This is a genomic window from Parasphingopyxis algicola (genome assembly GCF_013378075.1).
Taxonomy (GTDB): domain Bacteria; phylum Pseudomonadota; class Alphaproteobacteria; order Sphingomonadales; family Sphingomonadaceae; genus Parasphingopyxis; species Parasphingopyxis algicola.
Genome location: NZ_CP051131.1, coordinates 2380249 through 2399585, shown reverse-complemented (window position 1 = coordinate 2399585; position 19337 = coordinate 2380249). Strand labels below are relative to the sequence as shown.

The following is a 19337-nucleotide window of genomic DNA, read 5'->3' as shown; positions in this document are numbered from 1 at the left end:
TGCGTCTCTTTCAGGCGGCTTTCGCCTTTTTGGGCAGCCGGGCGATGGTTTCGCGCGCGAGCGCCATATAGGCCTCCGACCCCGGGCAGCGATAATCGTAGATCAGCGCCGGAAGGCCGTGGCTCGGGGCCTCGGACAGGCGGACATTGCGCGGAATCACCGTCTTGAACACGAGCTTGCCGAGCACGGCTCGCACATCCTCGGCGACCTGACCCGACAGATTGTTGCGCCGATCGTACATGGTGAGAACGACGCCGAAGATCGAGATATCGGGATTGAACCGTTCGCGGACCCGCTCAACCGTTTGTAAAAGCTGGCTTAATCCTTCGAGCGCGAAGAATTCGCATTGCAGCGGCACGAGCAGAGACGGTGCCGCGACAAGCGCGTTGATCGTCAGCAGGCCCAGGGAAGGCGGGCAATCGATCAGACAGACGTCCCAGCGCCCCGCAGGCGCGTCGGCGAGCGCCATATTGAGCCGCTCGGTTCGAGCTTCATAGTCGACAAGCTCGATTTCGGCGCCCGACAAGTCGACCGTTGCGGCCACGACATCGAGCCGCGGGACGCGGGTTGCGATCGCCGCTTCCCCCACAGTTGCGTCGCCCGTGAGCAGATCATAGCTGGAAACCCCGCGTTGGTCATGACTGATTCCAAGGCCCGTCGATGCATTGCCCTGGGGATCGAGATCGAGCAGCAGGACCTTCCAGCCCGAGGCTGCGAGCGCCGTTGCGAGATTGATCGCCGTCGTCGTCTTGCCAACCCCGCCCTTCTGATTGGCAATCGCGATACGGATCATGAACGTCTCCTAGGCCTCACGTTGCGCGCCGTAACGATGAACGCGTATTCATCGGTCTGACTTGGCACAAGCGCGAAATCACCCTGCCATGTTCGCTGCGCCTCTTCCAGTTCTTCTTGCGCGCTTTTGCCCTTTGGCAAGAGCCATTGCGTTCCGGCGTGCGAAAAACGGTGCGAAAGCTCCAATAGCTTCGGCAAGGGGGCGAAAGCGCGCGCGGTTATGATGTCATGGGGCGCTGTCTCGACGCGCTCGAGTTTGCGACCCTCGATCCGTACCTGATTTCCCAGATCCAACCGCTCGCGAACATGTTGGAGAAAGGCGATGCGGCGCGCCCGAACCTCGACGAGCGTCATGTCCATTCCGCCGATGATCGCCAATACCAGGCCGGGCAGCCCGGGCCCCGAGCCCAAGTCGATCCAACGGCCCTTCCGGCACTCCGACGGCACGAGGCTGAGGAGTTGCGCGGAGTCCCGAATATGGCGATCCCAGAGGCTCCCGACCGTCGAGCGCGAAATCAGATTCTGTCGCTGCGCCTCTTCCAGCAGCAGCACGACGAACAGATCGAGCCGTTCGAATGTTTCACGTGAAACATCGAAGCTGTCGGCAATCCATTTTCTTACGTCCGATTCCTCCATCGCCGTCAGGCGGCACGCTTGCGGGCATGGACGAGGATCGCGGCAAGCGCGGCCGGCGTCACGCCGCGAACGCGGCCGGCTTCGCCGAGTGTCGCCGGGCGGGCCCGTTCGAGCCTTTCGACCATCTCGTTGGAGAGCCCGGCGATCGACGCGTAATCGAGCTCGGCCGGTATCGGGACCCGCTCGTCCGCGTTCGCTCGCGCAATCTCGCCAGCCTGCCGTTCGAGATAGGGCGCGTAGCGGACGTCCTCGATTGCCTCATCGATCACTGCGCCTCGAACCGGTTCGAGCCCAGTGTCGAGCGAGCGCAGCATTTGGGCGTCGGCGCCCGGTAGCTTGAGCCATTCCGCCAGGGTTCGCGTCTCCCGATGCTGGCCGATCGAGAGGCCCGCGCTTTCGATGCGATCGGCGTCAACGCGCTGTTCCATGACGTCGTCGACAGTCGTCCGTTGCGCGGCTCGTGCCGCCACAAGCTTTTTGTAGCCGTCGCCCAGGCAGCTCCACTCCGCGGCCTTACCCGTTAGCCGCGTCACCGCATTATCCGCCCGCAGCCGCAGACGATACTCGGCGCGCGCTGTCAGCATCCGGTAAGGCTCTGTCACGCCCTGCAAAACGAGATCGTCAATCATCACGCCGATATAGCTGTCGTCGCGATCGAACTTCACCGGGTCCTTGTCGAGCGCATGCCGGCTCGCGTTGATACCCGCTACAAGTCCCTGTGCCGCCGCCTCCTCATAACCGGTCGTGCCGTTGATCTGCCCGGCGAGATAGAGGCCGGGCATCGTACGGACGCCGAGGTCATGGCCGAGAATCCGCGGATCGACATGATCATATTCGACTGCATAGCCGAGCTGCGCGATTTCGACGTGCTCCAGCCCGTCGATGGTGCGGAGGAAGTCCAGCTGGACATCCGCCGGAAGCGACGTCGAGATGCCGTTCGGATAGACATTGGGATCATCGAGCCCCTCAGGCTCCAGAAAAATCTGATGGCCGTCGCGATCGCCGAAGCGATGGATCTTGTCCTCGATCGACGGGCAGTAGCGCGGTCCCCGCCCCTGAATCTCGCCGGAAAACAGCGGCGACCGGTCGAGCGATCCACGGATGATATCGTGCGTCCGCCGGTTCGTTCGCGTGATCGCGCAGAAGAGCTGCGGGTTGGTCCGCCGCTCCGTTCCGAGCGCCATCGTCCAGTCATCATCGTCCGATGGCTGGATTTCGAGGCCGGCCCAGTCGATAGTGCGGCCGTCGAGACGCGGCGGCGTCCCGGTCTTCAGTCGCGCCAGCGGCAGTTTGGCGGCATGGAGCTGCTCGGCGAGCGCGGTGGCCGCCCGTTCGCCGACGCGCCCGCCAGCATGATTATCCAAGCCGAAATGGAGCTTTGCGCCAAGAAACGTACCTGTGGCCAACACAACCGAAGGTGCCGCTATCGTGCGGCGGCCATTATCGAGGACGAGCCCGCGCACTGTCAGCCCGTCCTCCACCAGATCGAGTGCCGTCGCCTCCGCTTCGACGATCTCCAGCAACGCCTCCTCGGCAAGCATCGCGTGAATCGATTCCCGGTAGAGCATGCGATCCGCCTGGATCCGCGGCCCGCGCACCGCGGCGCCCTTGCTGCGATTGAGCATGCGGTAGTGGATCGCTGCGGCGTCCGAAGCGCGGCCGATCAAACCGTCGAAAGCGTCGACCTCGCGAACCAGATGTCCCTTCCCCAGGCCGCCAATCGCTGGATTGCAGGACATCGCCCCGATCATGTCGTGCCGCATCGAGACGAGCGCCGTTCGCGCGCCGATCCGCGCCGCCGCGGCCGCCGCCTCGCAGCCCGCATGGCCGCCGCCGACGACGATCACGTCGTACCGCTCGCTGATCCCGTTTTTTGCCATGCCGCGCCTTTATCAGCGCGGTTGTGGGAGTCCAAGATGTTTCACGTGAAACGCCAGTCTATTTGCCGATGCAAAATCGCCCGAACAATGCGTCGAGCATGTCCTCAACGCCTCCCCTCCCGCTCAACCGGTCCAGCGCCGTTCGCGCCTGGCGTATGGTCTCGACGAGCAGAATCCAATCTCCGCCGGCTGCATCCCCCAGAGCCGCTGCGGCTTCGCGCAGCGCCTGGCGCTGCCGTTGATTGAGCGCGAGCTGATCCTCCCGTGGCAACATCGTGCGGGCGCGCTCCAAAAGCAGCGTCCGCAACGCGTCCATCCCCTTCCCGGTTCTCGCAGAAATGGCGAGCGCCGCTCTCTCGGGCTTTGCGTCTCGATCCGGCTCGTCGGCGCGCGGATGAAGGATAACCACATAATCCCCGTTGGGCGCTTCATCGCCCCCCCCCAACCATAGGAGGATATCGGCCTGTTCAGAGGTCCGCAACGCACGCCGGACGCCCTCGTCCTCGATCGCGTGCCCGCTGTCCCGCAGACCCGCCGTGTCGCTGAAGACAAAGGCGAGACCGTCGATCTCGACCGGCGCCTCGATCACATCGCGCGTCGTTCCGGCGGTCGGCGAAACGATCGCGGCTTCGCGCGCGACCAGCGCATTGAACAATGTCGACTTGCCGGCATTCGGCGGACCGGCCAGCGCGACGCGAATACCGTCCCGAAGCCGCTCGGCCGGCGGCGTTTCGAGCATCTCGAGGATTTCACCGTGAACATTCCGTGCGACATTCAGCGCAAGCCGCTCATCACCTTCATCGACATCGCCTTCATCCGAAAAGTTGAGCACCGCTTCCAGCCGCGCTTCGGCGGTCACAAGCCGCTCGCGCCAGTCGGCGATATGGCGCGCCAGTCCCCCTTCGGCCATGGCCAGCGCATGCCGGCGCTGGCTCTCGGTTTCGGCCGCCAGCAAATCGCCCAATCCCTCGGTTTCCGACAGATCCATCCGGCCGCTAAGAAAGGCGCGGCGAGTGAATTCCCCCGCCTCGGCGTCCCGCAGCCCCGGCATCCCGGCCAGCATGTCGAGCATTTTCGCGGCCACCGCGCGGCTGCCATGAACATGAAATTCCGCCATATCCTCGCCGGTCGCCGTATCTGGGCCGGGAAACCAGAGCACCAGCGCCCGGTCGATCGGTTCGCCGTCGTCCGGATCCCGCAGCAGCGCCAGCGATGTCCGGCGCGGTTCGAACGTCCGGCCGGTCAGCGCTTCGAGCACGGCCCCGCTCCGGCGCCCGCTCAGGCGGATGATGGCGATTGCGCTCGGAAGTCCGGCCGTCGACAGCGCGAAGATCGTCGCGCTGTCGTCTCCTGTCAGCGCCATGGCGATGGCGTCACTTCTTGGTGCCGCCGATCTGGTCGAAGAAGCGCGTCCACATCGAAAGCCCGGCTTCGCTCATCGGGCCCCAGCTTCGCATCAGTTTCTCGATCGTATCGGGCGTGATCCCTTCCTCCATCGTCTCCCTCATCTTGTCGAGATAGAGATCGTGCACCGGGGTAAGGTCCGGCAGCCCCAGAAAGCGGCGCGCCTCTTCGGGCGTGCAATCGACATCGACGGTGACTTTCATGGGGCGCTCCTCAGCTGCTGGCCGCAAAATGCTGGCCTTTCCATACGCAATGCGCGAAACCCCGTCCATGACCTGCCATATCATTGCCAGTCCGATCGGCGTCATCGCGCTCTCGGCCAGCGATGATGCGCTGGTGTCGGTCGACATGCTCGGCGCATCGGCCGAGCCCGATACGACCGAGCATCCGCTGCTCAAGGAAGCCGCCCGCCAACTCAATGCCTATTTCGCCGGCGATCTGCGGCAATTCGACCTTCCGCTCGCGCCCGCCTCGACCAGGCGCGGCGACGAATTGCGCGCCGCCGTCATAGCGATCCCCTATGGCGAGGCACAAAGCTATGGCGAGGTCGCGCGCCGCGCCGATTCCGGCCCCCGCGCGATCGGCCGGGTGTGCAGCCACAATCCCTTGCCGCTGGTCGTGCCCTGCCATCGCGTGATCGCCGCAGGCGGAAAGATCGGCTATTATTCGGGCGGCGCGGGCATATCGACCAAGCGTTTTCTTTTGACCCACGAGAACAAGCAGGAGGCCAGCCAATGGGCAGCATGACCAAAATCCCGACTTTGAGCGGCGGCGAGATGTTCGGTGCCTATCGCGCCGCGCCGGAGGGCGAGGCGAAGGCGGCCATCATCGTCATCCAGGAGATTTTCGGCGTTAATGCGGGCATTCGCGCCAAATGCGATCATTGGGCGAGCCACGGCTATCTCGCCCTCGCGCCCGATCTTTTCTGGCGGCTGAAGCCCGGCGTCGAGCTCGATCCAGATGTCGAGAGCGAGTTCCAGGCCGCGCTCGATCTGATGGGTCAGTTCAACCAGGACCAGGGCGTGCGCGATATCGAAGCCACGATCCATGCGGCGCGCGACGAGATTGGCGGCGAGACGCGCGCCAAGGTTGGCTGCGTCGGCTATTGCCTCGGCGGCCGGCTCGCCTTCATGACCGCGGCCCGCACCGATATCGATGCGAGCGTCGGCTATTATGGCGTCGGCATCGACGGGCTGCTCGGCGAGAAACACGCGATCGCGCATCCGGTGATGCTGCACATCCCGACCGCCGACGGTTTCGTCCCCGCCGAAGCGCAAGCGGCGATGCATGAAGGCCTCGACGATCATCCGAAGGTCACCCTGCACGATTATGAAGGGCTCGATCACGGCTTCGCGACCGAATTCGGCAATCGCCGGAACGACGAGGCGGCCAAACTTGCCGACAGCCGCACCGAATCCTTCTTCGCGGACAATCTTAGATGAGCGCCGATCCCCGCTTGCAACGCTGGCTCGATCATATGGAGGGCGACCGGAGCGTCGATAGCCTCCGCCCGCTATTGGCCGAGGACGCGACTTTCCATTCGCCTGTCGTCCATACGCCGCAAGAAGGCATCGAACTCACGACTGCCTATCTGAGCGCGGCCGATACGGTGTTCGGCAATGGTTCGTTCGAATATGTCCGGACGATCGTCGACGGCGACGATGCGATGCTCGAATTCACCGCAGAACTGGACGGGATCCATATCAACGGCATCGATATCATCCACTGGAACGCGAACGGATTGATCGACGATTTCAAGGTCATGGTCCGCCCGCTGAAAGCGATCAACATGCTCTGGAAGATGATGGCGGCACAGCTCGAAAAACAAGCGGGCTGACGGGTTAACCCTTGTCATTCAACGGCTATTCACGCGTCCGGCCGCACTCAACCGCCATGGTAATGCGTTTGTTCGTCCTGATTCTGGCTATCTGCGTTGCCACTGCCAGCCCCGCGCAGCGGGTGACGAGCCTGGCGGTCGCGACGCCCTGGCTGGGCCTGCCCCAGGTCGAGGTGACGCTCAACGGCACGGTCGACGCGCGCTTCATCGTCGACACCGCCGCCAGCGAGACGGTGCTGACAGACCAGACGATCCTGCGGCTCGGCCTCGAAGGCCGTGGCGAGCCGGCCGAACTGGCGGGCGCCACGGGCAACAGTCCCATCGAATATTTCGAACTCGGCAGCCTGCGGCTCGGAGAGCGCGAATATCGCAAGCTCGGCGCCTACAGCTTTCCGCGCCTCGCCGCGCCGGTCGAGGCGGACGGACTGATCGGCGCCGATATATTGCGGCAGCATGTCGTGGAGTTCGATCTGCCGGCCCGGCGGTTGCGCCTGTTCGACCGGCGCGCCGATTTCACGCGGAGCGCAAGCAGTTGGGTCATCGTCCCGTTCCACGAACGCGCCGACGGTCTGCTGATCCTTCCGGTCTCGATCGGGCGTGTCCGGATGCCGGCGCTGTTCGATACCGGCGCCGTCCAGAACATCGTCAATCACGAGGCGGCCCGGCGACTGGGTCTGCGCCTTTTCCCGGACAGCGAATCCCGCGAGCCGATCACCGGCGCATCGGGCCATGTTCAGGACATGAACCAGCTCGAGATCAGCCGGTTCCGGATCGGCGATATGGCGTTCGGCAGTTCGCGCGTCGGAATCACCGACCTCGCGGTGTTCGATACGCTGGAAATCGGCGACGGCCCGGCCATGCTGTTGAGCGCCGACGTCCTCGCCGACCGGCGCTTCATCATCGATTATCCGCGCAACCGGTTGCTGATCGCGCGTGAGCCGACTTAACCGAACAGCGTCATCAACCCGATCTCGGGATCGATGGTGCCTTCATAGATCATCCGGACGGCGACCCAGAGGATGACCAGCAGGCCGATATAGGCGATCCACTTGTAGCGCTCTATATAGCGGGCGATGATATTCGCCGCGAGGCCCATCAGCGCCACCGACAAAAAGAGGCCGATGACGAGAATGCCCGGATGTTCGCGCGCCGCGCCGGCCACGCCGAGCACATTGTCGAGGCTCATCGAGACGTCCGCCGCCGTCACCGCCCAGACCGCGCCCCAGAAGCTGCGCGCCGGTTTCAGACCCGAATGCTCGTCGCCCTCGATTTCCACGGAGCCTGCGGACTCGCCTTCATGCCGAAGCTCGCGCCAGAATTTCCAGGCCACCCAGAGCAGCAGCAGGCCGCCCGCGAGGATTAGCCCGACGATGCCGAGCAGCACGCTGACGATCAGCGCGAAGAAGATGCGCAGCACGAGCGCTGCGCCGATACCGATCAGGATGACCTTGCGCCGCTGCTCGGCGGGCAGACCGCCCGCCAGCGCGCCGACGACGATTGCATTGTCCGCGGCGAAGACGAGATCGATCAACACGACCTGGCCGAACGCCGCCATGGCCGCAGGCTCGTTCAGATTGGAAAAGTCGTGGATGATCGCCCGCCAGATCTCGGCCGGCGACCCGAGTCCGCCCTGCGCCGCGTCGCTGGCGATATGGATGAGGGAGAAGAGATCGATCATCGGTCGGACAACGTTCCGTTCGTCCTACTGGTTCATCGAGTCGAAGAAATCCTCGTTGGTCTTCGAATCCTTCATCTTGTCGAGCAGGAACTCCATCGCGTCGACGGTGCCCATCTGCATGAGGATGCGGCGCAAGACCCACATCTTGGCGAGATTGTCCTTGTCGACGAGCAGTTCCTCCTTGCGCGTGCCGGACTTGCCGACATCGAGCGCCGGGAAGATGCGCTTGTCGGAGACTTTGCGGTCGAGCACGATTTCCGAGTTGCCGGTGCCCTTGAACTCTTCGAAGATAACCTCGTCCATCCGGCTGCCGGTGTCGATCAGCGCAGTCGCGATGATCGAGAGTGAACCGCCCTCCTCGATATTGCGTGCGGCGCCGAAGAAGCGCTTGGGCCGCTGCAAAGCGTTGGCGTCGACACCGCCGGTCAGCACCTTGCCCGAGCTCGGCACGACGGTGTTGTAGGCACGGCCGAGACGCGTGATCGAGTCGAGCAGGATCACCACGTCCTTCTTGTGCTCGACGAGGCGCTTGGCCTTTTCGATCACCATTTCGGCAACCTGGACGTGGCGCTGGGCCGGTTCGTCGAAGGTCGAGGAGATGACCTCGCCATTGACCGAGCGCTGCATGTCGGTGACTTCCTCGGGCCGCTCGTCGATCAGCAGCACGATCAGATAGACTTCGGGATGGTTGTCGGTGATCGCCTTGGCGATGTTCTGCAGCAGCACGGTCTTACCGGTGCGCGGCGGCGCGACGATCAGCGCGCGCTGGCCCTTGCCCTGCGGCGAAATGATGTCGATGACGCGCGCCGACTTGTCCTTGATCGTCGGGTCGTCGCTGTCGAGCGTCAGTTTTTCGTCGGGATAGAGCGGCGTCAGATTGTCGAAATTGACGCGCGTGCGCAGATATTCGGGATCGTCGAAATTGATCTCGGTGACCTTGGTCAGCGCGAAATAGCGCTCGCCGTCCTTGGGCCCGCGAATTTCGCCTTCGACGGTGTCGCCCGTCCTGAGGCCGAACTTGCGGACCTGGTTGGGCGAGACGTAGATATCGTCGGGGCCGGCGAGGTAATTCGCTTCGGGGCTTCTGAGGAAACCGAAGCCGTCGGGCAGCACTTCGATCGTGCCCATGCCCATGATCTGTTCGCCATTCTCGCTCTCGGCCTTGAGAATGCCGAACAGCAGGTCCTGCTTGCGCAGGGTCGAGGCGCCCTCGACGCCGAGATCCTCGGCCATCTTGACCAGCTCGGCCGGCTTCTTCTGTTTCAAGTCTTTGAGATGCATAATGGATTCCTGGCGGAAAATAGAATTTGGAAAAGCGTCGGTGCCTGAGAAAGATGCGCCGGAAAAGTGTCGCGCCGCGCAAGGAAGGGCGGCGGTTGCTTGCCGTGCGAATTAGGGAGCGATGCCGGTCAAGTCAAGACAAAGCGGCGCCCGACCGAGCGTCAGAAGGGCCGAACGATGACCAGTATCACGATCACGGCCACGGCAATTCCGGGCACTTCGTTGAGCATGCGGAGCCGCTTGCCCGAGAGCGGGCGTTCGCCGCGCGCGAGCTTCTTGCGATAGGCCATCAGCCAGCCCTGATAGCCGGACAGCGCGATCACGAAGAAGAGCTTCGCGTGAAACCAGGGCTGGCTCCAGATATTGAGATAATAGGCCAGCGTCAGCCCAAGCACCCAGACGATCAGCATCGAGGGGTTCAGGATGATCGTCGCCAGCTTATCCTCGCGCTCGATCCAGCGGCTTGCCTCCTCCGACCCCTCGGGCGCTTCCTGATGATAGACGAAGAAGCGCGGCAGCATGAACAGGCCCGCCATCCAGAAGATCACGAAGATGATATGCGCGGCCCTTAGCCAGGGATAGGCAAGCGTCAGGACTTCCGTCATCGCCTATCCTTCGCGCACCCGCGCCAGCAGATGCTCGACATGGGCGATCGGGGTGTCGGGCAGAATTCCATGGCCCAGATTGAACACATGCGGGCGGCCGGCGAAAGCCCTTTTTATCCGGTCGATGGCATGATCGAGCCGCTCGCCGCCGGCGATCAGCGCCAGCGGATCGAGATTGCCCTGCACCGGAAGATCGGACGGCAAGGCCTCCGCCGCCCATTCGGGATCGATCGTCTCGTCGAGGCCGAGCGCATCGACACGGGTTTCGCGCGCATAGGCCGGCAGTTTTTCGCCCGCGCCCTTGGGAAAACCGATGATCGGCGTATCGGGATGGCGGGCGCGCAGGGCGGACACGATTGTCTCGGTCGGCCCGATCACCCATTGTTCGAACTGGGCCGGCGACAGGCTTCCCGACCAGCTGTCGAACAGCTGGACCGCATCGACCCCGGCATCGATCTGCCTGCCGAGATATTCGATCGTGCTGTCGGCGATCGCATCGATGATCGCGCCGAACGCCTCCGGATCGCCATAGGCCATGCGCCGGGTCTCGCCCTGGTCGCGGCTGCCCTGCCCCGCGACCATATAGGTCGCCACGGTCCAGGGGCTGCCGGCAAAGCCGAGAAAGGTCGTTGCGGGCGGCAGGGCTTCGGCAACCAGGGCGACCGTTCTGTAGACCGGGTCCAGGCGCTCGGGCGCCGTTTCGAGTGCGGCAAGCGCGCTATCGACCAGCGGCGGCGAGAGTCGCGGGCCCTCTCCGGCCACGAAGCGCAGGTCCTGGCCCAACGCATGCGGGATGACGAGAATGTCGGAAAAGAGGATCGCCCCGTCGAACCCGAAGCGCTTGATCGGTTGCAGGGTGACCTCGGCTGCCGCTTCGCTGTCATGAACGAGATCGAGAAAGCCGCCCTTTTCGGCGCGCAGTGCGCGATATTCGGGAAGGTACCGGCCGGCCTGACGCATCAGCCAGACGGGAGGTGGATCCGCCCGCCCGCCGCGCAGGACGTCCAGCAATTTCTTATCCGTTTGCCGGGTGTCCGACGCTTCGAGAGGCTCTTCTATCACTATATATACTTATATAATTATTAGATGGATGGAGTCAGTTGCAGGCTTGGTAACGGGGTTTAATCGGCCCTGCCGGTAAAGCCAACAGCTTGACTCATGATTGAATCCCGCTGCCCTCCGGAGTCGATTCCCTTATCCCTGTAATTCACATGCTGTGTGCGGATTCCATTCCCTGTGGATGGCACGCGGGAGGAAAATTCGCCTTGCGGGTGTGATCTGATGGCTTGCCTGTATCCCGACAGTTCCGCTAGCGCCGTCTTCAGGCTTGTCCACAGGCTTGTCCGCTTCCGAATCCGTCACACAGGCATCGCATGATCCGGCTCCATCTCCATCTGATCTCGGACTCGACCGGCGAAACCCTGGAGAACATCGCCAAGGCGGGGCTGGCCCAGTTCGACGATGTCGAGACGATCAAGCATTTCTGGCCGATGGTCCGGAGCGAAGGCCATGTCGATCGCGTGTTCGACGATATCGGCAAGCAGCCGGGCCTCGTTCTCTACACGCTCGTCGATCACAATGTCCGGCGGCGGCTCGAAACCCGGTGCCGCGCAATGGGGCTGCCGGCGGTTTCGGCGCTCGATCCGGTGATCGACGCGCTGTCCCGCCTGCTGGGCATGGAAGCGAAGGAACGGCCGGGCGGCCAGCATGCGCTCGATGCCGCCTATTTCCAGCGCGTCGAGGCGATCCAGTATACGATCGCCCATGATGACGGCGTCGCGCCGGAAGACTGGGACCGCGCGGATATCGTGCTCGCCGGCGTGTCGCGGACCTCGAAAACCCCGACCAGCATCTATCTCGCCAATCGCGGTTACAAGGTCGCCAATGTGCCGCTCGTGCCGGAATCGCCGCCGCCCGACACGCTGTACCGGCTCAGGAATCCGATTATCGTCGGGCTGACGACAAGCCCGGACCGGCTGGTCCAGGTCCGCCGCAACCGTCTGCTCAGCCTCAACCAGACGCCCGAAACCGACTATGTCGACCAGGACCGGGTCAAGGCCGAAGTCGCGTTTGCGCGCCGGATCTTCGCCGACAATGACTGGCCGGTGATCGACGTGACGCGTCGTTCGATCGAGGAAAGTGCGGCCGCGATCCTCAACATCGTCAGCGACCGGTCGAACAGGGACGGCCATATGCAGCCGGACGAAACCATATCGCCCAGCTGATCCTCGCCTCGCAAAGCAGCACGCGGCGCGCGATGCTCGAAGCCGCCGGCGTCCCGTTCGACGCCATGGCCGCCGGTGTCGACGAGGAAGCGGCCAAGGCGTCGCTGCGCGCCGACGGGATATCCGCGCGCAATCTCGCCGATGCGCTCGCCGAGCTTAAGGCGGTCAAATTGTCGCGCCGCTTTCCCGAAGCGCTGATTCTGGGCTGCGATCAGATCGCCTCGCTGGGTGGCCGGATTTTCGACAAGGCCGGATCGCGCGAAGAGGCGTGTGAGCATCTCGCGGCACTGCGCGGAGAAACGCACAGCCAGACGAGCGCCGCGGTGATCTGCGAAGGCGGCAAGCCGGTCTGGCGTCATATCGACGTCGCGAAGCTCGCGATGCGCGATTTTTCCGACGGGTTTCTCGAAACCTATCTCGATGCCGAATGGCCGGCCATCGGCGGTTGCGCCGGCGGTTATCGGCTCGAGGGCCGCGGCGCCCAGCTCTTCGCGCGGATCGACGGGAGTCATTTCACGATCCTCGGCCTGCCGCTTTTGCCGTTGCTCGACTATTTGCGCACGCGCGGGATAATGCCGAAATGAGCCAGCCCCCTTCGACTTCGCTCAAGACGGGCTATGCCGAGGTGATCGGCGATCCGATCTCCCACTCCAAATCGCCGGCGATCCACGGATTCTGGCTGGAGAAGCTCGATATCGATGCCGATTATCGCGCGGCCCATGTCACGCCGGACGGTCTCGCCGACTATTTCGCGCGGCGGAAGCGGGATCCCGACTGGCGCGGCTGCAACATCACGATCCCGCACAAGGAAGCCGCGCTCGACCATGTCGAGGACCGCGGCGAATTGCGCGCGAGCATCGGCGCGATCAATACGGTGCTGCGCGACGAGGACGGCGCCCTGATCGGAACCAATACCGACGCGGCGGGCTTTTACGCGCCGATTTCCGGCATGGACCTGGAAGGCGCATCGGTGGCGGTGATCGGCGCGGGCGGCGCGGCGCGCGCCGTGCTCTTCGCCCTGAAACGGGCCGGCGTGGCGCAAGTCGCGCTGCTCAACCGCACCCCTCTCAAGGCCGCCGGATTGTTGACGGCGTTCGGCCTCCAGGGCCAGGCGCTTCCGCTCGACGCGCCGCTTCCGCCCGCCGCGCTACTCGTCAATGCAAGCCCGCTCGGCATGAGCGGGCAGCCGCCGCTGCCGCTTGATCTCGATCCGCTGCCCGCCGACGCGCTCGTCTATGATCTCGTCTATGCGCCGCTCGAAACCGACCTGCTGGCGACGGCGCGGAAAAGGAATCTGGCGACCGTGGACGGACTCGAGATGCTCATCGGCCAGGCGGCGGTCGCGTTCGAACTGTTTTTCGGCGAGCCCGCCCCGCGCGATGACGATGCGGAACTGAGGGAGATACTGATCCGATGATCCTGCTCGGTCTCACCGGCTCGATCGGCATGGGCAAATCGACGGTCGCGGCGATGTTCGCGGCCGCGGGCGTGCCGGTGTTCGACGCCGATGCCGAAGTGCACCGGCTCCAGGGACCGGGCGGCGAGCTCGTCGCGGCGATCGAGGAACTGTTTCCGGGGACCACCGGCCCCGACGGCGTCGATCGCGCGAAACTCTCCAAGGCGGTGCTGGGGGACAGCGAAAAATTGCGGGCGCTGGAGGAGTTGATCCACCCGGCGGTCGGGCTCAACCGCGCCGCCTTTCTCGAAGAGCATCGCGACGCCCCGCTGGTTCTGTTCGATATTCCGCTCCTGTACGAGAAAACCGGCGATGCCGGGCTCGACGCGGTCATCGTAGTATCCGCGCCCGCCGAGATTCAGCGCGAGCGCGTTCTCAAACGCCCGGGCATGACGGTCGAAAAATTCGAACATATTCTCGGCTTGCAACTCCCCGATGCGGAAAAGCGCGCGCGGGCGGATTTCATTATCGATACCGGAACGACCCTTGAAAAGACGCGCGCGCAGGTTGACGCTCTCGTCACTTGCTTACGGGCGCATGACGTCCGATATTGCAAACAATGCGTGAAATAGTTTTCGATACGGAAACCACCGGCCTCAGCCCGACAGACGGGCACAGACTGGTGGAAATTGGCGCGCTTGAAATGGTCAACCGGGTCGAAACCGGGCGCAGCTTCCACATTTATTGCAATCCCGAGCGCGAGATGCCGAGCGAGGCGTTCGAGGTCCATGGGCTGTCCGACGCCTTTCTCGCCAACAAGCCCATGTTTTCGGTCGAGGCCCAGAATTTTATCGATTTCATCGAAGACAGCCCGCTCGTCGCGCATAATGCGCAGTTCGATTTCGGCTTCCTGAACGCCGAGCTTGAACGTGCGGGTCATGCCGCGGTCGGCATGGAGCGGATGATCGACACCCTGGCGATCGCGCGGACCAAGCATCCGGGCGCCAAACACAGTCTCGACGCCCTTTGCACGCGCTACGGGGTGGACCGCAGCCAGCGCGTCCTTCATGGCGCGCTGCTCGACGCGCAGTTGCTCGCGCAGGTCTATGTCGAGCTGACGGGCGGGCGGCAGATCGGTCTCGTGCTGGCCGAAGAAACGGCTGAGAGCGGGTCCGCGGAAACGCGTATGGTGGATCGGACGCCGGCGCCCGGCCGCCCGGTCCGCGAGCCGCGCCCGCATGCCGCATCGCCGGAAGAACAGGCGCGCCACGCCGCATTTATCGCCCGGCTGACCGACCCGCTATGGGCCGAACGGCAGGCGAAGGGTTGAAGGCAAGCCGTCTCGCCCGCCGGGCGGACGCATGATGATGAAGGAATAGCGTAATGGACATTCGTGTATCGGGACATCAGGTCGAAACCGGTGATGCGCTGAAGGATCATGTCGAGGAGCGGATGACGGCGATCGCCGACAAATATTTTGCCCGTGCCATTTCCGCGAAGGTGACGTTCGGCAAGGGCCCGCACGATCACGGATTCCGGTGCGCGATCGTCGCCCATGTAATGCAGGGGGTTATCCTGAAAGGCGAAGCGGCCAGCCAGGGCGATGCGCATGCTGCGTTTGAGGAAGCCGCCGGCCATGTCGAAAAGCAGCTGCGGCGGCATATGGACAGGCTCAAGGACCATCACAAGCACGCCAATGGCGAGATGCCGCCCGAGCTGCCCGAGTCGAGCGCCGGCTATACGGTGTTCCAAGGTGGCGACGAAGTCGAGGACGTACCGGATAATCCGCCGATCATCGCCGAAACGAGCGTCGACGTCCCCGATGCCAGCGTATCCAATGCGGTCTGGATGCTCGATTTGCGCAACACCAACGCCCTGCTCTTCAAAAATAGCGACACCGGGGTATATAATATGGTGTATCGGCGCCGGGACGGATCCATCGGCTGGGTCGAGCCCGACCGCGCGAACTGAAGACAAGTCGACCCCCTAACCCCGGCTTCCGCCGGACCATCATCGCGTAATCAAGGTGTTTCATGTCCGAGTATGAGTTTCCGAGTCCCGCATTCGTCGTTTTCGCCGACGCTGTGGACAGCAAGGCCGCACTGTTCCGCCTGATCGCGAGCCATGCGGCGCATATCGCCGATTTCGATGCCGGAACCCTCGAGCAGCAGCTGATTGCGCGCGAGAAACTGGGTTCGACCGGATTCGGCGAAGGAGTCGCGATTCCGCATGGCCGGATCGACAGTCTGGAAAAGCCGTTCGGCATCTTTCTGCGCCTGAACGACCCGGTCGATTATGATTCGGTCGATGATTTGCCGGTCGATTGCGTTTTCGCTCTGTTTTCGCCCGAGGCCGACGGCGCGGCGCATCTGCGTGCCCTGGCGCGGATCAGCCGCCGCCTGCGCGACGGCGATTTCGTCGCCAAGCTTCGCGGTGCGCGTTCGACCGACGCCGTCTATGCGCTGCTCGCCAGTTTCGAGGCGGCGGACGCTGCCTGACGCGCCGAAAAAGGGCGCGCCGCTGGCCGGTGCCGAGGCGCATTTCCGGGCGCTGGAATCGCTATACGATTCGGCGCCGATCAACGAAATCTGGCGATCCCGGCTCGAGATCGTCGAAAGCGGATTCGCGCGAATCCACTTCGATCTCGACAAACGCTATTTTCACGCGGCGGGCGCGGTGCACGGCACGAGCTATTTCAAGATGCTCGACGATGCGGCCTTCTATGCGGCGAACAGCCTCGTTTCGGACCGATTCCTGCTGACCACCGGCTTCAACCTGCTGTTCACCCGGCCGATGACGGGCGGTTCGGTCACCGCCGAAGGACGCTGGGTCAGCGGCCAGCGCCGTGTGTTCGTCGCCGAAGCACGGCTGATCGACGCCGAGGGCGAGGAAGCGGCGCGCGGCACCGGCACCTTCATGAAATCGCGGATCGCGCTCTCTTCGCTCGACGGCTATCGCCAGCCGGCATGAGCAGCCGGATCACGAGCAAGATGCTGGTCGGCGCCTTGCGGCGGCGCGCCGAGGCGGCTGGCGGCCATGCGATGGTCCTGACCAAGGGCGACGAGATATCGGGCGCGGTGCTGCTGGCGCTTGCCGATCGCGGCGTGGTGAACGGCATGCGCGAACGCGGCCTCGCGCCGGACGGCAGCTATCGATGGGTCGAGGCAGGACCTGAAAATGCCGGCGATCCCGAGGCGCTCACCGCCTATCTCGAAAATAGACGCAAATTCGATCCCGATATCTGGGTCGTCGAAATCGATCTCGACGAACCCGAAGATTGGCTCGAAGACTTCATCGGTGCCGACTAGATCCCTGCCTGGTCGGGCGCCTCTTTTTTTCGTTCGATCTTTGTTCTAGATATCGCGCATGGCGGATTCGGGGATTATCGGCAGCGACGAGCGGCTGGAGGCCGCCCACGTCGCGCGCGGCGTCGCGCGGCTCTTCTTCCGGCAGGAGCTGATCGCGCTCGCAGAGGTCACGCTCGGCAACGGCCGCCGGGCGGATATCATGGCGATCGACGCCAGTGGCCATGTCGTGATCGTCGAGATCAAGGTCAGCCGCGCCGACCTGCTCGGCGACCGGAAATGGCCCGACTATCTCGAGTATTGCGACCGTTTCTTCTGGGCCGTGCCCGCCGGTTTCGATCTCGATCTGTGTGCGCGCGAAGAATTGCGGCCGGAGGTTTCGGGGCTGATCGTGGCCGATCCCTATGACGCGGCGATCGTTCGCGAAGCAGCAGAACAACCGCTGGCCGCTGCGCGCCGCCGGGCCGAGACGTTGCGTTTCGCCCGCCGGGCGGCGGCCCGGTTGCTCGCGGCCGAAGATCCGCATCTGGCGGGCTTCGACTAATCTAGTTGGGTGTCGGTCCCATCACCGGCGCGTCTTCGGTCTCGGCTTCGGCCGAGTCCAGGATCGTGACGATGTCGGCAGAGCGGCCGTCGCGCACGGCATAGTCCCTCGCCGAAAGGCCGACAACGCTGTCGGCGATGCCGGGATTCGCCCCCGCATCGACGAGCTGGCGGACGACCCCGGTATTGCGCTGTTGCACGGCGAGGATCAGCGGCGTTTCGCCGCGATCGTTGCGGGCGTCGAGATCGGCATTGACGATCCGAAGCCAGTTCACCGCATCGGGATAACCGATCTGCGCGGCGATATGCAGGGCGGTATTCCCCTCGCTGTCGCGGATATTGGGATTGGCGTTCTGGCGGAGCAGGTAGAGCAGCCATTGCGAATCGCGCCGCCGCGTCACGATGTGCAGCGCGGCTTCGCCGGTCGACCGGTCGCGCACGTTGATCACCGTCGAGCTCGGCTGTTCGACGAGGTCGCGCACGGTCGCGAAATCGCGATCGCGCACCCCGCGCAGGAAATTGTAGGTGTCGGAAAACTGCGCCGGCGCCGCTACCGGCAGGAGCAGCGCGCCGAGCGCCGCGACGAGGATCGCCGTGGCTCGCCTGGACAATCGTGACATGGTCGACCCGCGCATGAAAACTTACCCCGTTTGATACTTGCAACTCGCCCTTTAGCAAAGCATGACTGGCCCTGTCATGAACGATCTCAAACCCCTGAAAATTCACGCGCTGGCGCTGTTCGCATCGATCGCGCTCACCGCCTGTTCCGGCGAAACCGCCCCGGCATCGCCGCCGCTCGAAGGCGCCGCGATCGGCGGTGATTTCGAACTGGTCGACGAGAATGGCGATACGGTCCGCGAGGCCGATTTCGCAGGCCAGAACCGCGTCGTCTATTTCGGCTATGCCTTTTGTCCCGATGTCTGCCCGGTCGATATGCAGAAACTCGGCCAGGCGATGCGGGTGCTCGAGGAGAGCGATCCGGCGCTTGCCGAACGGATCACGCCGATCTTCGTCAGCGTCGACCCTGCCCGCGACACACCCGAGGTGCTGACCCAGTTCACCGACAGCTTCCATCCGCGCATGGTCGGCTTGTCGGGCTCGCGCGCCGCAATCGACGCGGCGGCCGAGCGTTACGGCGTATATTACCAGCTGGGCGAGGATGACGGTTCGGGCAACTATCTCGTCGATCACAGCAACAATGCCGTGCTGTTCGGTCCCGAGGGCGAACCGCTGGCGATCCTGCCGCTGCAGGACAGTCCGGACGCGATCGCCGAAACCCTGGTTCGCTGGGCCCGGTGAGAGCCGGCCGATGAGCGGCAATTTCTGGGAAACCAAGCGGCTCGACCGGATGACGCGGGACGAATGGGAATCGCTGTGCGACGGCTGCGGAAAATGCTGCCTGCACAAGCTTGAAGATGCCGATACCGGAGCGGTCCAGGCGACCAATGTCGCGTGCAAACTGCTCGACCGCGAAACCGCGCGCTGCACCGACTACCAACATCGCCGGATCCGGGTGCCCGACTGCCTGCGGTTGAGCGCGCGCAACATGCAGGATTTTCCGTGGCTGCCGCGCACCTGCGCCTATCGACTGCTGGCGCGCGGCGAACCGCTGCCCGACTGGCACTATCTGGTGAGCGGCGATCGCGACGCGGTCCACCGGGCCGGGGAATCGGTGCGCGGGTGGACGGTTTCCGAGCTCGATGCGGGCGATCTCGAGCATCATTGTGTCGACCGCGTCCTCTGATCCGGTCTTCG

The 19337-nt window shown here is 64.0% G+C and carries 26 protein-coding genes; 16 read left to right on the top strand and 10 right to left on the bottom strand.

Annotated elements, in window-relative coordinates:
* Positions 1 to 10 precede the first annotated feature (10 nt).
* From HFP57_RS11875 to HFP57_RS11855, 5 genes are all read right to left on the bottom strand, one after another.
* A complete protein-coding gene (locus tag HFP57_RS11875) occupies positions 11 to 793 on the bottom strand; it encodes a ParA family protein (RefSeq protein ID WP_176869961.1) in 783 nt (260 codons plus the stop codon).
* Positions 790 to 1428, bottom strand: coding sequence for a 16S rRNA (guanine(527)-N(7))-methyltransferase RsmG (gene rsmG / locus HFP57_RS11870; protein ID WP_176869960.1), 639 nt, complete (start codon positions 1426 to 1428; stop codon positions 790 to 792). Before rsmG ends, HFP57_RS11875 begins: the two co-directional genes overlap by 4 nt.
* Positions 1429 to 1433: 5 nt before the next feature.
* Positions 1434 to 3293, bottom strand: coding sequence for a tRNA uridine-5-carboxymethylaminomethyl(34) synthesis enzyme MnmG (gene mnmG, locus HFP57_RS11865; protein ID WP_176871292.1), 1860 nt, complete (start codon positions 3291 to 3293; stop codon positions 1434 to 1436).
* Between the two features lie 73 nt (positions 3294 to 3366).
* The gene (gene mnmE / locus HFP57_RS11860) at positions 3367 to 4671 is read right to left on the bottom strand and encodes a tRNA uridine-5-carboxymethylaminomethyl(34) synthesis GTPase MnmE (protein WP_176869959.1); all 1305 of its coding nucleotides are present in this window, start codon (positions 4669 to 4671) and stop codon (positions 3367 to 3369) included.
* A gap of 10 nt (positions 4672 to 4681) precedes the next feature.
* Positions 4682 to 4915: a DUF6489 family protein gene (locus HFP57_RS11855; protein ID WP_176869958.1), complete on the bottom strand. Its 234-nt coding sequence runs from the start codon at positions 4913 to 4915 to the stop codon at positions 4682 to 4684.
* 67 nt (positions 4916 to 4982) lie between these two features.
* Here HFP57_RS11855 and HFP57_RS11850 point away from each other — a divergent pair, with 67 nt between their 5' ends.
* The 4 genes from HFP57_RS11850 to HFP57_RS11835 all read left to right on the top strand — a co-directional run bounded on the left by HFP57_RS11850 (position 4983) and on the right by HFP57_RS11835 (position 7496).
* On the top strand, positions 4983 to 5459 hold the full coding sequence (locus HFP57_RS11850; protein WP_176869957.1) for a methylated-DNA--[protein]-cysteine S-methyltransferase: 477 nt from the start codon (positions 4983 to 4985) through the stop codon (positions 5457 to 5459).
* Complete coding sequence (locus tag HFP57_RS11845) at positions 5447 to 6154, top strand: dienelactone hydrolase family protein (protein WP_176869956.1); 708 nt, start codon at positions 5447 to 5449, stop codon at positions 6152 to 6154. The genes HFP57_RS11850 and HFP57_RS11845 overlap by 13 nt, the downstream gene beginning before the upstream one ends.
* Positions 6151 to 6549 carry a nuclear transport factor 2 family protein gene (locus HFP57_RS11840; protein WP_176869955.1) on the top strand — a complete coding sequence of 133 codons (399 nt, stop codon included), beginning with the start codon at positions 6151 to 6153 and terminating at the stop codon, positions 6547 to 6549. Before HFP57_RS11845 ends, HFP57_RS11840 begins: the two co-directional genes overlap by 4 nt.
* A gap of 62 nt (positions 6550 to 6611) precedes the next feature.
* Positions 6612 to 7496: a retroviral-like aspartic protease family protein gene (locus tag HFP57_RS11835; RefSeq protein ID WP_176869954.1), complete on the top strand. Its 885-nt coding sequence runs from the start codon at positions 6612 to 6614 to the stop codon at positions 7494 to 7496.
* On the opposite strand, the gene HFP57_RS11830 is transcribed toward HFP57_RS11835, so the two are convergent.
* The 4 genes from HFP57_RS11830 to hemE form a co-directional block, all read right to left on the bottom strand.
* Entirely contained in the window at positions 7493 to 8227 is a 735-nt protein-coding gene (locus HFP57_RS11830; RefSeq protein WP_176869953.1) for a TerC family protein, read from the bottom strand. The two genes, HFP57_RS11835 and HFP57_RS11830, sit on opposite strands and share 4 nt — an antisense overlap.
* 24 nt (positions 8228 to 8251) lie before the next feature.
* Positions 8252 to 9508: a transcription termination factor Rho gene (gene rho / locus HFP57_RS11825; protein ID WP_176869952.1), complete on the bottom strand. Its 1257-nt coding sequence runs from the start codon at positions 9506 to 9508 to the stop codon at positions 8252 to 8254.
* Between the two features lie 161 nt (positions 9509 to 9669).
* Positions 9670 to 10113, bottom strand: a complete 444-nt coding sequence (locus tag HFP57_RS11820) for a CopD family protein (protein ID WP_176869951.1) — start codon at positions 10111 to 10113, stop codon at positions 9670 to 9672.
* A gap of 3 nt (positions 10114 to 10116) precedes the next feature.
* The gene (gene hemE / locus HFP57_RS11815) at positions 10117 to 11172 is read right to left on the bottom strand and encodes a uroporphyrinogen decarboxylase (protein WP_176871291.1); all 1056 of its coding nucleotides are present in this window, start codon (positions 11170 to 11172) and stop codon (positions 10117 to 10119) included.
* 314 nt (positions 11173 to 11486) lie between these two features.
* On the opposite strand from hemE, the gene HFP57_RS11810 reads away from it, so the two are divergent.
* The 10 genes from HFP57_RS11810 (at position 11487) to HFP57_RS11765 (ending at position 17583) form a co-directional block, all read left to right on the top strand.
* Positions 11487 to 12338 (top strand): pyruvate, water dikinase regulatory protein, encoded by an 852-nt coding sequence (locus tag HFP57_RS11810; protein WP_176869950.1) that lies wholly within the window; start codon positions 11487 to 11489, stop codon positions 12336 to 12338.
* 32 nt (positions 12339 to 12370) lie between these two features.
* Entirely contained in the window at positions 12371 to 12922 is a 552-nt protein-coding gene (locus HFP57_RS11805) for a Maf family protein (protein WP_246263146.1), read from the top strand.
* Positions 12919 to 13755, top strand: a complete 837-nt coding sequence (aroE, locus tag HFP57_RS11800) for a shikimate dehydrogenase (RefSeq protein ID WP_176869949.1) — start codon at positions 12919 to 12921, stop codon at positions 13753 to 13755. The genes HFP57_RS11805 and aroE overlap by 4 nt, the downstream gene beginning before the upstream one ends.
* Positions 13752 to 14366, top strand: coding sequence for a dephospho-CoA kinase (gene coaE / locus HFP57_RS11795; protein ID WP_176869948.1), 615 nt, complete (start codon positions 13752 to 13754; stop codon positions 14364 to 14366). Before aroE ends, coaE begins: the two co-directional genes overlap by 4 nt.
* Positions 14354 to 15064, top strand: coding sequence for a DNA polymerase III subunit epsilon (gene dnaQ / locus HFP57_RS11790; protein ID WP_176869947.1), 711 nt, complete (start codon positions 14354 to 14356; stop codon positions 15062 to 15064). The genes coaE and dnaQ overlap by 13 nt, the downstream gene beginning before the upstream one ends.
* Positions 15065 to 15117: 53 nt before the next feature.
* A complete protein-coding gene (gene hpf / locus HFP57_RS11785; RefSeq protein WP_176869946.1) occupies positions 15118 to 15705 on the top strand; it encodes a ribosome hibernation-promoting factor, HPF/YfiA family in 588 nt (195 codons plus the stop codon).
* A 62-nt stretch (positions 15706 to 15767) separates the two neighbouring features.
* Positions 15768 to 16232 (top strand): PTS sugar transporter subunit IIA, encoded by a 465-nt coding sequence (locus HFP57_RS11780; protein ID WP_176869945.1) that lies wholly within the window; start codon positions 15768 to 15770, stop codon positions 16230 to 16232.
* Positions 16192 to 16704, top strand: a complete 513-nt coding sequence (locus HFP57_RS11775; RefSeq protein ID WP_176869944.1) for a PaaI family thioesterase — start codon at positions 16192 to 16194, stop codon at positions 16702 to 16704. The genes HFP57_RS11780 and HFP57_RS11775 overlap by 41 nt, the downstream gene beginning before the upstream one ends.
* The gene (locus HFP57_RS11770) at positions 16701 to 17042 is read left to right on the top strand and encodes a DUF1491 family protein (protein ID WP_246263139.1); all 342 of its coding nucleotides are present in this window, start codon (positions 16701 to 16703) and stop codon (positions 17040 to 17042) included. Before HFP57_RS11775 ends, HFP57_RS11770 begins: the two co-directional genes overlap by 4 nt.
* A gap of 58 nt (positions 17043 to 17100) precedes the next feature.
* On the top strand, positions 17101 to 17583 hold the full coding sequence (locus tag HFP57_RS11765; RefSeq protein WP_176869943.1) for an MmcB family DNA repair protein: 483 nt from the start codon (positions 17101 to 17103) through the stop codon (positions 17581 to 17583).
* A 1-nt stretch (position 17584) separates the two neighbouring features.
* Here the strand turns inward: HFP57_RS11765 and HFP57_RS11760 are convergent, their stop codons facing one another.
* Positions 17585 to 18202, bottom strand: a complete 618-nt coding sequence (locus HFP57_RS11760; protein ID WP_176869942.1) for an ankyrin repeat domain-containing protein — start codon at positions 18200 to 18202, stop codon at positions 17585 to 17587.
* A gap of 61 nt (positions 18203 to 18263) precedes the next feature.
* Here HFP57_RS11760 and HFP57_RS11755 point away from each other — a divergent pair, with 61 nt between their 5' ends.
* Positions 18264 to 18881: an SCO family protein gene (locus HFP57_RS11755; RefSeq protein ID WP_176869941.1), complete on the top strand. Its 618-nt coding sequence runs from the start codon at positions 18264 to 18266 to the stop codon at positions 18879 to 18881.
* A 10-nt stretch (positions 18882 to 18891) separates the two neighbouring features.
* The gene (locus tag HFP57_RS11750; RefSeq protein ID WP_176869940.1) at positions 18892 to 19326 is read left to right on the top strand and encodes a YcgN family cysteine cluster protein; all 435 of its coding nucleotides are present in this window, start codon (positions 18892 to 18894) and stop codon (positions 19324 to 19326) included.
* Positions 19327 to 19337 lie beyond the last annotated feature (11 nt).